Annotated in this window: 14 protein-coding genes and 1 pseudogene; 5 read left to right on the top strand and 10 right to left on the bottom strand. The window is 69.7% G+C overall.

Annotation, left to right across the window (positions count from 1 at the left end):
* Positions 1-16 precede the first annotated feature (16 nt).
* From ACFE7W_RS10410 to ACFE7W_RS10400, 3 genes are all read right to left on the bottom strand, one after another.
* On the bottom strand, positions 17-742 hold the full coding sequence (locus ACFE7W_RS10410; protein WP_375424693.1) for a class I SAM-dependent methyltransferase: 726 nt from the start codon (positions 740-742) through the stop codon (positions 17-19).
* A gap of 139 nt (positions 743-881) precedes the next feature.
* Positions 882-1,910, bottom strand: a complete 1,029-nt coding sequence (locus ACFE7W_RS10405; RefSeq protein ID WP_375424692.1) for a LacI family DNA-binding transcriptional regulator — start codon at positions 1,908-1,910, stop codon at positions 882-884.
* A 2-nt stretch (positions 1,911-1,912) separates the two neighbouring features.
* Positions 1,913-3,925: an aldo/keto reductase gene (locus tag ACFE7W_RS10400; protein ID WP_375424691.1), complete on the bottom strand. Its 2,013-nt coding sequence runs from the start codon at positions 3,923-3,925 to the stop codon at positions 1,913-1,915.
* A 219-nt stretch (positions 3,926-4,144) separates the two neighbouring features.
* On the opposite strand from ACFE7W_RS10400, the gene ACFE7W_RS10395 reads away from it, so the two are divergent.
* The 5 genes and pseudogenes from ACFE7W_RS10395 to ACFE7W_RS10375 all read left to right on the top strand — a co-directional run bounded on the left by ACFE7W_RS10395 (position 4,145) and on the right by ACFE7W_RS10375 (position 7,901).
* Entirely contained in the window at positions 4,145-5,431 is a 1,287-nt protein-coding gene (locus tag ACFE7W_RS10395; protein WP_375424690.1) for an ABC transporter substrate-binding protein, read from the top strand.
* On the top strand, positions 5,431-6,432 hold the full coding sequence (locus ACFE7W_RS10390; RefSeq protein ID WP_375424689.1) for a carbohydrate ABC transporter permease: 1,002 nt from the start codon (positions 5,431-5,433) through the stop codon (positions 6,430-6,432). The genes ACFE7W_RS10395 and ACFE7W_RS10390 overlap by 1 nt, the downstream gene beginning before the upstream one ends.
* 80 nt (positions 6,433-6,512) lie before the next feature.
* Positions 6,513-7,343, top strand: a complete 831-nt coding sequence (locus ACFE7W_RS10385; protein ID WP_375424868.1) for a carbohydrate ABC transporter permease — start codon at positions 6,513-6,515, stop codon at positions 7,341-7,343.
* A gap of 10 nt (positions 7,344-7,353) precedes the next feature.
* Positions 7,354-7,512 (top strand): annotated as a pseudogene (locus ACFE7W_RS10380) (AAA family ATPase); the annotation flags it as partial.
* Complete coding sequence (locus ACFE7W_RS10375) at positions 7,494-7,901, top strand: AAA family ATPase (RefSeq protein ID WP_375424688.1); 408 nt, start codon at positions 7,494-7,496, stop codon at positions 7,899-7,901. The pseudogene ACFE7W_RS10380 and the gene ACFE7W_RS10375, both read left to right, overlap by 19 nt.
* A 12-nt stretch (positions 7,902-7,913) precedes the next feature.
* On the opposite strand, the gene ACFE7W_RS10370 is transcribed toward ACFE7W_RS10375, so the two are convergent.
* The 7 genes from ACFE7W_RS10370 to ACFE7W_RS10340 all read right to left on the bottom strand — a co-directional run bounded on the left by ACFE7W_RS10370 (position 7,914) and on the right by ACFE7W_RS10340 (position 12,987).
* A complete protein-coding gene (locus tag ACFE7W_RS10370; RefSeq protein WP_375424687.1) occupies positions 7,914-8,141 on the bottom strand; it encodes a hypothetical protein in 228 nt (75 codons plus the stop codon).
* 181 nt (positions 8,142-8,322) lie between these two features.
* A complete protein-coding gene (locus tag ACFE7W_RS10365; protein WP_375424686.1) occupies positions 8,323-8,685 on the bottom strand; it encodes a maleylpyruvate isomerase N-terminal domain-containing protein in 363 nt (120 codons plus the stop codon).
* A 29-nt stretch (positions 8,686-8,714) separates the two neighbouring features.
* Entirely contained in the window at positions 8,715-9,698 is a 984-nt protein-coding gene (locus ACFE7W_RS10360; RefSeq protein WP_375424685.1) for an aldo/keto reductase, read from the bottom strand.
* A gap of 216 nt (positions 9,699-9,914) precedes the next feature.
* Complete coding sequence (locus tag ACFE7W_RS10355; RefSeq protein ID WP_375424684.1) at positions 9,915-10,820, bottom strand: SDR family NAD(P)-dependent oxidoreductase; 906 nt, start codon at positions 10,818-10,820, stop codon at positions 9,915-9,917.
* Positions 10,821-10,845: 25 nt separating this feature from the next.
* Complete coding sequence (locus ACFE7W_RS10350) at positions 10,846-11,427, bottom strand: TetR/AcrR family transcriptional regulator (protein ID WP_375424683.1); 582 nt, start codon at positions 11,425-11,427, stop codon at positions 10,846-10,848.
* A gap of 31 nt (positions 11,428-11,458) precedes the next feature.
* Complete coding sequence (locus ACFE7W_RS10345; RefSeq protein WP_375424682.1) at positions 11,459-12,091, bottom strand: NAD(P)-dependent oxidoreductase; 633 nt, start codon at positions 12,089-12,091, stop codon at positions 11,459-11,461.
* The gene (locus tag ACFE7W_RS10340) at positions 12,088-12,987 is read right to left on the bottom strand and encodes an inositol monophosphatase family protein (protein WP_375424681.1); all 900 of its coding nucleotides are present in this window, start codon (positions 12,985-12,987) and stop codon (positions 12,088-12,090) included. The genes ACFE7W_RS10345 and ACFE7W_RS10340 overlap by 4 nt, the downstream gene beginning before the upstream one ends.
* Positions 12,988-13,070 lie beyond the last annotated feature (83 nt).

Here is a 13,070-nt window from a genome sequence, read left to right as displayed (position 1 = left end):
AGACGCCGCCCGACCCTTAGGCGCGCCGGGCGAGGAAGACCATCTCCTTGCCCAGGCGGTCGGGGGCGTCGCGTACCTCGACAGCGTCGAAGCCGTGGCGGCCGAGGTCGCGCTCGAGCTCTCCACGGTCGCGGAAACGCAGGGTCGAGGTGGACCTCAGGACCTCCTCGCCGACGGCGGTCGATCCCTCGAAGGTCACGAGCGGGAGCGCGACCTCGGTCACGGTGCAGGAGACGGTCGCCGCCCGGCCGTCAGGCAGAGCGACCGAGCCGGGCGCGGAGGTCCAGGTCTCCCAGTCCCGGACCTCGGGTCGCCGGGTCTCGAAGACGAACCACCCGCCGGGGCGCAGGCAGCTCCGGACGGCGCGCAGCGTGGCGTACCAGTCCTCGTCGGAGACGAAGACCTGCGCCACGTTGCCCGTCATCACGGCGAGGTCGGCCGCGGGCTCGAGGGCGACCAGGGAGGTCACGTCCCCGTGCACCCAGGTCACGAGCTCGGCGTCCGGCTTGGTCCGGGCCACATCCAGGGAGGCTCCCGCAGGGTCGACGCCGATGACGGTCACGCCCCGTCCGGCGAGTCGGACGGCAAGAGCACCCGTCCCGCAACCGACGTCGATGACGCGCCGCGCCTCGACCTCGTGCGCGATGGCCACGTAGGCGTCGAGGTCCCTCCGGTCACCGTTCAGGGCGTCGTACAGGACGGCTAGTCGCGGGTCGGCGAAGGTGGCGTCGGGTTCTCGCACCCTTGGATGGTAAGGCGGGGCCCGTCGCCCAGGCCGCGTGCGGCGCATCAGAGCCGGTCTGCGGGATGCGCGCCGCGCGTGTGAAGCTGCTCGAGGATCCGGGGCGAGGCTCGGCGTCGCCGCTCGACGGAGTGACTGGTCAGGCCGACTCGCGGACCACCAGCCGGTGAGCGACCCGGCGGTGCACGGTGGGGCCGCTCCAGGGCAGCTCGCCGAGCCGCATCCCCACGGCGAGCTCGACGGCGTGACGGGCGACCTCACTCATGTCGATGGCCAGGGTGGTCAGCTGGGGGGTGACGTAGGTGCCGATGCTCAAGCCGTCCATCCCCACCACGCGCACGTCGTGGGGGACGTCCACCCCGTGCCGACGGCAGGTCTGCAGCACGCCGAGGGCGACGGCGTCGTTGAAGGCGACGACGGCGTCGAAGGGCGGGCCGTGGGCGATCAGGTCCTCGGCGCCCTCCGCCCCGGCCGCCACCGTGGCGTCGCCGGCCGGCCAGACCGCACACGCCAGTCCGTGCGCGGCCAGGGACACGGCAACGTGTCGGGCCCGGCCGCTGGCCCGCCCCGGAGGGGAGGCGTCGAGCATGACCGGTCGACGGACGCCCACCGCGGCCAGGTGGGCCGCCACCGCGACCATCGCCGCGTCCGGGTCGAGGGAGATCGCCCCGAACCGCGGCGGACCGGCGGCGTCGTCGTGGTCGATCCGGACCACCGGCAGCCCGGCCAGCTCCACCACGTCCCCCCCAGCCGCCCCGCTCCCGTCGACCGGGTCGAGACTGAGGTAGCCGACGATCGCGTCCACCTGCTGAGCCAGGTCGGTCATCAACCGGTGCCGGTCACGGACGTGGACGGCGTCCGCCAGCATCACGTTCCAGCCACGCTCGGCCGCGAACCCGATCACCGCCGCAGCGAGCTCGGGGTAGTAGGGGTTGGCCAGGTCGTCGATCACCAACCCGAGCGTGTTCAGCGGGGCCTTGACCAGCCCGCGGCCGAAGCGGGACGGACGGTAGCCGAGGCTCCGGGCTGCGGACAGGACCCGCTGCTTGGTGTCGGCGCTGATCCCGCGCATGTCGTTCATCGCGCGGGTCACCGTCTGGCGAGACACCCCGGCAGCGGCGGCGACGTCGTTGATCGTCGCCGACCGGGCGGTCCCGCCGACGGGCACATCTACTCCCCGATGAGGTCCAGCCACGCCAGCTGCGCGGAGCTGAGCTCGATGCCGAGACCGGCCATCGACGAGCGGCACTCGCTGATCGTACGCGGACCGAAGAGCGGGAAGGTCGGGAAGGGCTGGCAGAGCACGAAGGCGAGCGCGATCGCCGTAGCGGCCACCCCGTGCTCGGCGCCGAGCTCCGTCGCACGCCGCAGCCGCTCGAAGTTGGCGTCGCTGTAGTAGCAGCGCACCAGCTCGGCGTCGGAGTGGTCCTCGGGACGGGCACGCCCCGCGAAGAAGCCGCGCGCCTGGGACGACCAGGGCAGCAGCGGAATCTGCCGCTCCGCCAGCCAGCGCTTGGATGCCGGGTCGGTGGCGTGCACGCAGCCGGCCCAGGGGACGTCGTAGGCCTCGGCCAGGCCGAAGTGGTTGCTCAGCACCCGGAAGGGCTCCCGGCCGTTGGCGGCGGCGTACGCGTTGGCCTCGTCCACCCGCGCCGGCGTCCAGTTCGATCCGCCGTAGACGTGGATCCGGCCGGCGTGGAAGTGCTCGTCGAGCACGTCGACGAACTCACCGACCGGCACCTCCGGGTTGTCGCGGTGCATCATGTAGATGTCGGCGTAGTCGGTGCCCTGGCGCTCCAGGCTCTCGAGAAGCTGGCGGGTGATCGAATCCGGGTCGCAGTGCGGGGTGTGGGCGCCCTTGGTGATCACCACGACGTCCTCGCGGATGCCCCGGTTGGCGATCCACCTCCCGAGCCGTCCCTCGAGCAGGCCGCCGCCGTAGATGTACCCGGTGTCGAACGTGTTGCCGCCCTGGGTCACGAAATAGTCGAAGATCGCCGACGCGTGGGCCAGGTCGGGCTGGTTGTCCACGCCCATGACCAGCCGGGAGACCGGCTTGGCGACGCCCGCGATCTCGCCGTAGGTCATGGGGTGCTGCGGGTCGACGGTCAGCGGGGAGCCCGAGACGGTGGGGATGGCGGCGTCCTCGGACTCGAACGGGTAGCGGAGGCCGATCGCCGCGCGCCACTGGTCGAGCACGAGGGCGTTGCCCAGCGAGTCGTCCAGGCTCAGCTGCGCAGCCTCGCCCAGACCGACGCTGTCGGCGAGGGCGTCGGCTTCGAGCGCGTACGGCAGCGCGCCTCCGAAGCGGCGCTCCTGCGGCTCCTCGCCCACGACGGTGAGGGTGAGCACCGGGTCGTCGGTCAGGGTCCACGGGTCGTCCAGGTGGATGGTCCCGCGCGAGCCGTAGATCGTCACCGTGTTGAGGTCCTGGAGCCGGACCCCGGTCCGCACCGACGCCGTGACCCCGCCGGCGAAGGTGAGCCGGGCGACGCTCCACTCATCGACCCCGGTGGCCCCGATCGTCCCCGTCGCGGTCACCTCGGACGGCTCGGCGAACGGCCGCCCCACGGCGGCCCCGACCACCGCCCGGGTCATCGACACCGGGTAGCCGCCCACGTCGAGGATGCCGCCGCCCGCGAGATCGACGTCGAAGAGCCGGCCGGTGGTGCCGCCGGTGCGGAACGCGAAGGAGGCGTCGATGTGGACGAGATCGCCGATCGCGCCGGCCGCGACCAGGTCGAGCACCTTCGCCGTCTGCGGGTGGAAGCGGTACATGTACGCCTCGACCAGGCTCCGACCGCTCGTCCGGGCCGCATCCACCAGCGCCATCACCGTGCCCCGGTTGGGCGCCAGCGGCTTCTCGCAGAGGACGTGCTTGCCCGCGGCCAGCGCCTGCAGGGTGAGGTGAGCGTGGCCGGTGTGCACGGTGGAGATGTAGACGGCGTCGACGGACGGGTCGGCCAGCACCTCGGCGTAGGTCCCGGTGTGGGCGGACGCGGCGTCGAACTGCCGGGCAAAAGCCGCCGCCCGGTCCGGGTCGGAGCTCCCCACCGCCACCAGCACTCCGCGGGCGCTGCCCGGGAGCTGGGAGACGAAGCGGCGGGCGATGTTGCCGGGACCGAGGACGGCCCAGCCGAACCGGGCAGGACTGGCCTCCGACGAGGCACTGTGAACGTTCACGGAGTAACGCTAGACGCCTCGGTCCCACCGGGTCAACCAGCCGTCCGGGCCTGGCCGCACGCCGAGGTCGACCCGTTGGGAATGCCCGTTGGGAATGGTTGACAGCCCCGCCGCCGGGTGCAAGTCTCGATCTACTGCGTGAGCGTTCACGGACCCCCAGCGAGGGGCGCCGTCATCACGCGGACGCCTTCGCCTCGATGATGAGAGTGGGTACGGATCATGGCTGTGCTGACGCGACGCCGGTTGCTCGGAGGTGCTGCGGCCCTCGGGGTGGCCGCAGCGACCGGAGGCCTCACCGGCTGTGGGTCGAGTGTGTCGATCTCGTCCGACCCCAACGAGCTCGTGCTCTGGTACTGGGCCCGGTCGATGAACCCCAAGCTGCTCGCCGCGGCCGCGGAGCAGATCCCGGGAACGACCAGGAGGCTGCGCTCCGACGTGATCGGCGGCACCTTCGACACCCGGTTGCGCACCAGCCTGGCGGGCGACGCCTACATCCCCGACATCACGGCGATCAACTCCAACTGCTCGCTGTACTTCCCGAACGAGGACCTTTTCGTCGACCTCAACCAGTACGGGGCCGCCGAGGCGAAGCCGGACTACTTCGACTGGAAGTGGGCGCTCGGCACGGCCCCGAGCGGCAGGCAGATGTTCTGGCCGATGGACACGGGGCCGACGGGGCTCTACTACCGTGCCGACGTCTTCCAGAAGGCCGGTCTGCCTTCCTCCCCCGACGAGGTCGGTGCCGCGATGAGAACCTGGGACAACTTCATCGAGCTGGGCCGGAAGCTGCGGACCGACGGAAACGCCGCACTGGACATCACCGCGAACACCATCTTCACGCAGTACCTCAACGCGAGTACCGAGCGCTACTTCGACACCAGCAACCGCCCGCTGTTCGAGAACGAGGGCAGCGCGGTCAAACAGGCCTGGGACACCGCAGTCACGGCGGCGCAGGCCAAGGTCACCGCGAACGCCCAGACGGCAACCGACCAGAACGCAGGCTGGAGCAGCGGCCAGATCGCTGGACACGTCGAAGCGGTCTGGTGGGCCGAGATCCTCAAGGACACCGCCCCCGACACCAAGGGCAAGTGGAGACTGGCCAGCCAGCCCGTCAAACCGGGCAACAGCGGTGGCTCGTTCCTCTGCGTCCCGAGCACGGCCAAGGACCCGGCCGCGGCGGTCGACTTCATCAGGTGGGCCATGAACCCGCAGAACCAGGCGGACACGTTCAACCAGATCCAGCTGTTCCCCTCCTGCCCCGCGAGCTTCACCGCCCAGACCATGAAGAGCGCCACGGGCTTCTTCGGTGACCAGGACCCCCTGACCTTCTTCAGCGAGGCAGCCAAGGAAGTCCCGACCACGTTCATCAGCACCTACGAGTCCCAGGTGGGTGCCTTCTCGACCGAGATCGCCAACGTCGAGTCCGCCGGCAAAAACCCCGACCAGGCGTGGCAGGACGCCGTCGACCAGACCAACCGCATCCTCAAGAAGAGGGGGGTCATCTGATGGCAGTCGTCGACCGTCCGCAGACCGCGATTCCGGCGCCGGCTCGCGGCGCAACCGACCAGCCACCGCGGCGCCGCGGGCTGCGCCGGTTCTGGCCGCAGTACGTCGCGGTCGCCCCGTTCTACGTACTCTTCCTGATCTTCGGGCTGTTCCCGATCGGCTACTCGATCGTCCTCTCCTTCACCGACTGGGACGGGGTCGGCACGATCAAGTTCGTCGGGCTGGCGCAGTACCGCTACCTGGTGTCGGACCCGAGGTTCTGGAACGCCGCCCTGAACACCCTGATCATCTGGCTGCTCTCCACGATCCCGATGCTCTTCCTGGCGCTGGTCCTGGCTTTCCTGCTGCACAGCAACATCGGGGCCAAAGGCGTCTACCGCGTGGCGTTCTTCGTCCCCAACATCACCAGCATGGTCGCGATGGCCATCGTCTTCGGGTCGGTGTTCTCCGACAGCTTCGGTCTGATCAACGCCGCGTTGAAACAACTGGGCGCCGACCCCGTCGGTTGGGTGTCGACCTACTGGGGGATCAAGGTGACCCTGGCGGCGATGGTCATCTGGCGGTGGACGGGGTACAACGCGATCATCTACCTCGCCGGGCTGCAGGCGATTCCCACCGAGCTCTACGAGGCGGCCAGGGTCGACGGCGCCAACAGCTGGCGGGTGTTCTCCCAGATCACCGTGCCGCTGCTCCGTCCGGTGATCCTGTTCACGCTGATCACCTCGACCATCGGCGGCCTCAGCCTCTTCACCGAACCCCAGATCCTGTTCGCCGGTGCGAGCGGTCCCGCCAACACCGGCGGCCCCGACGAGGCCGGCATGACGATCGTTCTCTACCAGTACAACCAGGCCTTCAACCAGTTCGACTTCGGCTACGGCTCGGCGATCGCCTGGGCTCTGTTCGTTTTCGCGGTGGTCTTCGCCATCATCAACTGGCGGCTCGTGCGGGAGCGCGACGGCATCAAGACGCCGTCGCGCCAGACCAAGGAGGTCGGATCGTGAGCGCGCCCACCGCATCCCGAGACCTGCAGACCGGTACGGCTCGGCCGGATGAGACCAGCCACGCCGGCTTCGACGCCGGAATCAAGCGGCGCGGAGTCGCCGCCAAGCTGATCACCCACCTCTGCCTGGTGGTCGGCGTGCTGTTGTCGATCTTCCCCTTCTACTGGCTGCTGGTGATGTCCACCCACACCACCGCGGAGATCTTCGGCTACCCGCCGAAGCTGGTCCCCGGCACGCATTTCGGAGAGAACATCCGGAACGTGATCGCGAACGTCGACCTGTTCCAGGCGATGCTCAACACCTTTCTGATCTCCCTGGCCTGCGCGCTGTTGGTGATGTTCTTCGACTCCCTCGCCGCCTTCGCCTTCGCGAAGTACGAGTTTCCCGGCAAGAACGTGCTCTTCGTGCTCATGCTCGCCACGTTCCTGGTCCCGGGCAGCCTTTCGCTGGTGCCGAGCTTCGTGCTGATGAGCTTTCTCGGCTGGATCGGACAGTTCCAGGCGCTCATCGTCCCCGGAGCCGCGAACGCGTTCGGCATTTTCCTGCTTCGGCAGTTCGCCACCTCCTCCATTCCCAACGAGCTCGTGGAGTCGGCTCGTGTGGACGGAGCCGGTTTCTTCAGGACGTGGTGGAGCGTCGGCGTTCCGATGCTCCGCGGGGGCCTGGCGTTCCTCGGCATCTTCACGTTCATCGGAACCTGGAACGACTACGTGTGGCCTCTGATCGTGCTCGTCGACCCCCAGCACCAGACCCTGCAGACGGCGCTGGCCTCACTCAACAGCGTCTACCAGACCGACTTCGGGATGATCATGGCCGGCGCGGCGGTCAGTGTCGTGCCGCTGATCGGCGTCTTCCTCATCGGTTCGCGGCACTTCATCTCCAACATCGCCGCGGGCGCCCTCAAGGGGTGAGCGTCTCGGGATGACCATCTACCTCATCGTGGGACTGCCCGGCGCCGGGAAGACCACCAGAGCCAAGGAGCTGGAGGTCAGCGAGTCAGCCCTTCGTCTCACGCCGGACGACTGGCAGATGGCGGTGTTCGATGCTGACAGCCCGAGCCGGTGGCGGTCGACGGAACGGGTTGGTCATCGGGACCGCATCGAGGGCAAGCTGGTGGAGATCGGGATGCGAGCTGCCCGCCGGGCATCAACGTCGTCCTCGACTTCGGCCTCTGGGGCCGGGACGAACGTTCAGCGCTGCGTTGGATCGCAGCGTCCGCGGACGTCCAGACTCAGGTGGTCTACCTGCCGGTCGGCCTTGAGGATCAGCGCGTCCGCATCGTCGGCCGGTACGAGAGCGGGCCGGGTCACTTCGAGATGAGCGACGCTGACCTGGAGCAGTGGCAGGCCCAGTTCGAAGCGCCGGACCTGGAGGAGCTGGGCGGCGGCTCGATCCCGGCAGTCCCGCCGGGGCACGCGACGTGGCTGCAGTGGGCGTGCGCTCGGTGGCCATCCTTGCCCGATCACTAGGACTCCGGCGGGTCACAGGATGCGGACCGTCTCCCGCCATGCCTGGAGAACGGCGAGGTCACCCACCACGTCAAGACCGTCGACGGGACGGTTCCACGACCACCGGTAGAGGCGGTCGCTGGTGCCGTACACCGCCGCACTCGCATCCTCGACGGCGAGCTCACCGGTACTGACCCGGTTCCCGCCGCCGCTGCCGTCGGGGTCGAAGTCGATCTTCCAGCTGGGGCCGTCGGAGGCCACCAGAAGGAGTCGACCGGGGCGTCGGATGGCGAACTGCGGTTCCCGGGCGAACGCGCCGACGATCTCGCCGAGACCGTCTTGAGCGAACCATGGTTCGACTCCGCTGATGGCCACCTCCGCGGCCGCTTCGACGTCGAGACGGTGGATGGCTGTCTCGTGCGCCTGACGCCGGATCCAGAACTCACCGGGGCGCCACGCCGGGGACGAAGGTGAAGCAGCGCAGATCGGTGGCAGCCGCGTCCAATGTCTCGACCAGGCGGTCGAGACCCTCGAGGAACCATTCGGTCAGCGTCTCGTCAGGCCCGGTCCGGGCGAACGCTTGGCTGCCCCCGGTCTCGTTCGTGGGAAGGGCCCGCGCCACGATGTCGGCGGCCCAGCGATGAACGGCGCCGGTATGGGCGACGACCTCACGCGCCGACCACACCAACCCCGGCACCCTCGCCTCGGGGGAGCCGAGACGATAGGCCTCGACCAGCCGACGTCCCTCCGCGGCCAGCCGATCCAGCAACGCCTCGTCGACCCCGCGTCCACCGCCTGCTGCCACGGCACCATCATGGAGGTCGAGCTACCGGCTCACCACGCGTAGTCCTCCGGGGCGGGCTTGTGGCCGGGGAAGAGCTCGTCGAGCCGGGCCAGGGTCGAGGCGTCCAGCTGGATCTCGACGGTGCCGAGGGCGCTGTCGAGCTGGTCGGGGGTACGCGGGCCGATGATCGGAGCCGTCACCACGGGCTGGTGCAGGAGCCACGCCAGCGCGAGCTCGGCGGCGGAGTGGCCGAGCTCAACGGCCAGGTCCTCGAAGCCCTGGATCGCATCCCGATTGCGCTCCAGCTCTTCGGAGCGGTCGTTGCGGCGGTTTCCTTCCTCGATCTTCTTGATCACCCCGCCCAGCAGTCCTCCCTGGAGCGGGGACCACGGGATGAGGCCGAGGCCGTACTGCTCGGCCGCGGGGATGACCTCCAGCTCGACCTCCCGCTTGAGCAGGTTGTAGATGGACTGCTCGCTGACCAGACCGACCACGTTGCGGCGGGCCGCCGCCTCCTGCGCCTGCGCGATGTGCCAGCCGGCGAAGTTGCTCGATCCGACGTAGAGGACCTTGCCCTGCTGGACGGCGACCTCGAGCGCCTGCCAGATCTCCTCCCAGGGCGTGTTCCGGTCGATGTGGTGGAACTGGTAGAGGTCGATGTAGTCGGTCTGCAGCCGCTGGAGGCTCTTGTCGAGCGCCCGGCGGATGTTGAGGGCCGACAGCTTGCCGCTGTTGGGCCAGGTCGCCTCGTACCCCTCCCCCGGCAGATCGCCGTAGAGCTTGGTGGCGAGCACGGTCTTCTCCCGCCGGCCGCCCCCGGTGGCGAACCAGTTCCCGACGATCTCCTCGGTCAGGCCGGTCGAGACGGCCCGGCCGTAGACGTTGGCGGTGTCGAAGAAGTTGATGCCGCTGTCGTGGGCGGAGTCCATGATGGCGTGGCTGGTGGGTTCGTCGGTCAGTGGACCGAAGTTCATGGTGCCGAGACACAGGCGCGAAACCGACAGGCCGGTCCGGCCCAGGTAGGTGTACTGCATGCTTTTTCGTGCTCCTCAGATCGGGATCTGGACGTTCGCGAGGCGACTCCTGCCCCCGAGGATCGGCCGGACCTGAGCCGCGAGGGCGTCCTGGGTGGCGTGGAGCTTTCGGAGCGAATCGCGCCCCAGCACGATGTGCTGGGCGTCACGGACATTCTCCACCGGACGGATCTGGCGCAGCACCGGGGCGTGCCGCTCTCTGGAGACGACCGCTGGTCAGGAGGGCACCGAGGCGAGGAGCTCCCGGCTCTCCGCGACGTACCGGTCGGCGTACAGGGGATCGCTGATCTGCCTCGAGCCGGACATGGGACGTCCGTTCTCGTCGTAGTAGACGCCGCTCGCGTCCGACGCGTCGGTCAGGATCCGGACGATGACCCGCGCCGCGCGCTCCGGCGTGGTGAAGTGCGGCAGGAGCGACAACGCCGGGGACAGTGCCCGTGCGAGGACGTGCAGCGCAGCGGGGACGTCGCTGCCGAGGTTGGAGGCCGGGTTCACGCCGGGCTCGATCGCGCGGAAGCGCAGCCGAGGGTGTTCCCTGGCCAGGCTGAAGACGGTGGCGAGGTTGCCCTGTTTTGACGTGGCGTAGGCGTCCATCCCCGGGCGGGAGGAGCCTCCCGGCTGGTACTCACCGCGAGCTGACGCCTCTGCTGAGACGTAGCGGCTGCCGCGGAACCCGGCTCGCACCGCCAGAACCCGACCCGGGTCCTCGACGGCGGAGGCGATGAACACGACATTGGTCCCGTCGGCGAGAGCCGGGAGGAGTGCGTCGGTGAAGGCGAGTGGCCCGAGATGGTTCGTCGCGAACGCGAGCTCCCATCCCTGCTCGCTCACCGCAGCTTTGGACAACATGATCCCGGCGTTGTTGAGGACGCCTCGGATCGGAAGGTCGAGTGCGGTGATCTCGGAGGCTGCGCGACGCGCGCTGCGGACGTCGGCGAAGTCAGCGACCACCGGTACGGCGCCTCCTCCGCTCGCCTCGATCTGCCGCTGGACGCCGGCCAGCTTGTCGGCGTTCCTGCCGACGAGCACCACGGTCCCGTGAGCGGCGAGCTCGAGGGCGGTGCGGTAGCCGATGCCGGACGTGGGGCCGGTGATGACCCACACGGGTCGCTGCTGGTTCATGGTCGCTCCTGGGGAGTCAGTTCGGTCAACGGGCAAGGGCACGCCAGATCGCGTCGAAGGCGGCGCTGCTGCGGGGGTCGTCGGTGGCCGAGCCAGGGCCCGGCCGGTCGATGAGGTCGTCGATGGTCGCGTCCGCGATGGAGCTGAGGATCCGCAGGACGAAGCGGAGGGGCACATTCTGCATGGGTCCGCCGGCTCGACACCGTTCGAGGAGCTCTCCCATGCCGCTGAGCGCCTGGTGGGCAGCGTCGCGGCTCTCGGCGGTGATGTCCTCGGCGACGTCGAGCTGCGCCAGCACCCGCCGCTTCTCCGGGGTACCCGTCGCCCAGCCGACCCAGCGGTCCCACACGTGACGGAGCTGGTCGCGCGGCCCCGCCTCGGCCGGGAGGCCTCCGGAGGTGGCCCTGCCCATCTCTGCCTTCAGCGACACGTACAGCTGGTTCACGAGTAGGGACTTGGACTCGAAGGTGTTGAAGAGCGTTCCCGCCGATACGCCGGCCTGCTTCGCGATGGTGGCCGTCGACACCGTGAGCCCCTGGACGGCGATCATCTCCACCGCCGCCGAGAGGAGCGCCTCGCGGTGAGCGGGGTTGCGACGCCGGGACACCCGCCCACTGTATAAATGACTGATCAGTCAGTCAAGGACCGGGAAGACTGGCTAGCGGAAGGACGATCTGACCGCCGTGGCCCCCGTGCTCGGCTTCGCCGAGCATGACGGCGGCGACGGTTGCTCGACTGACGGGGCGGGGCACCCGCCGCCCCGGCGCCTCGGCCAGCGGGACCGCGCTCCAGTGCGCGGCGGCAGGACCGTTGGTGAGCGGGCCGGCGTGCACGAGGACGCCGCCGGCAGCGGCGACGATGGTGTCGGCGTCGGCCTTGTCCTGGAGCTCCGGGGCGAGCACGAGTCGCAGGACCGACCGCGTGAGACGGCCCGCGACGGCAGCCGACCCTCCGGTACCGAAGGCCCCGAGCCAGACGATGCGCCACGACGAGTCCGACGTCACCAGTCGCGCTCCCCGGGCCAAGAGGTCGGGCGGACCGCCCTTGCTGACCCCCAGAGCAGAGAGGAGCACGTCGGCACGTCGGAGTGCCGGCGCGATCGATGCGGGCTCGGTCACGTCTCCCGCCACGATCTCGAGCCGATGGGAGGACGGTAGCTCCAGGCGGTCCGGACGACGGGCGATGGCGGTCACGGTGTGTCCCCGCTCGAGGGCCCCCCGGGTGAGCAGCCGACCAGTGCCGCCCGTAGCGCCCAGGATCACGACGTTCACGAGTCGCTCCTCGAGACGTCGCTGGAGGCGGTCGCGGGTCGAGGGGCATGAGGCTTCGCGGTGAAAGGGGCGAGAACCGCGAGCGCCGAGGCATGCAGGGCGGAGCCGGTGGCGAGGAAGTCATTGCTGGCCAGCGTCCAGCGCCGGCCGTCGAGTGCGCTCACGGTGCCCCCCGCCTCGGCCACGAGCAGGGCTCCCGCAAGGAGCCCGGACCGGACGGCACTGTGCTGCCAGAAGACGTCTGTCCGGCCGGCGGCGAGCTCCACGAGCTGGAGGGTGGCCGGGACGGAGACCCGGACGACCAGTGCCGCCTCCAGCATCGCGGCCACCGATCGGCCGATCGAGGTGAACGTGGTCGCGGTCTCGCGTGGACTGGCCTGCCCCGTTCCCACCAGGGCGGCCCGCAGGTCGGCCTTGGAGGACGCCTTCAGGCGTCGCCCGTCCTCGAAGGCTCCTCCACCACGCAGTGCCGTGTAGGTGGTCTCCGTCAGCGGCAGGTGGACAGCGGTGAGGACGGCGGCGTTGTCCCGGACGAGGGTTGCCGTGACCCCCCAGTCCCGCAACCCGTGCGTGTGGTTGATGTTGCCCTCGACCGGGTCCACCACCCACCAGTCGCCATCAGGCAGGACACCGTCGGCCAGCTCGTCCTCGACCCAGCGCGCTGTCGGACAGGCCGCCTCCAGCAGGGGACGCAGGATGTGCAGGGAGGCCGCGTCGTTGGCGCGGATCGCCGCGATCACCTGCTCGGGAGTCGTCGGCGGTGAGGGGGGGAACCGGTCGAGCATGACTCGTCCCGCGGCGCGTACGGCATCGACGCTCGCGTCCAGGATCTGCCGGTCGTCGAGCGTGGCGGTCTGCCCTCGGGGTGATGACGGACCAGCCGGTTCCTGAGCCATGGTGTGTCCTCTCTCGCGCCCGGGCGGGCCGGGTGCCTTCTCTCCGACGTTAGAGAGCACGAGCCTTACCAACAAGTGCATTC

The organism is uncultured Friedmanniella sp. (genome assembly GCF_964244285.1).
Classification (GTDB): Bacteria; Actinomycetota; Actinomycetes; order Propionibacteriales; family Propionibacteriaceae; genus Microlunatus.
Note: the sequence above shows the minus strand (reverse complement) of the source record. Positions and strands in the feature narration are given on the sequence as shown.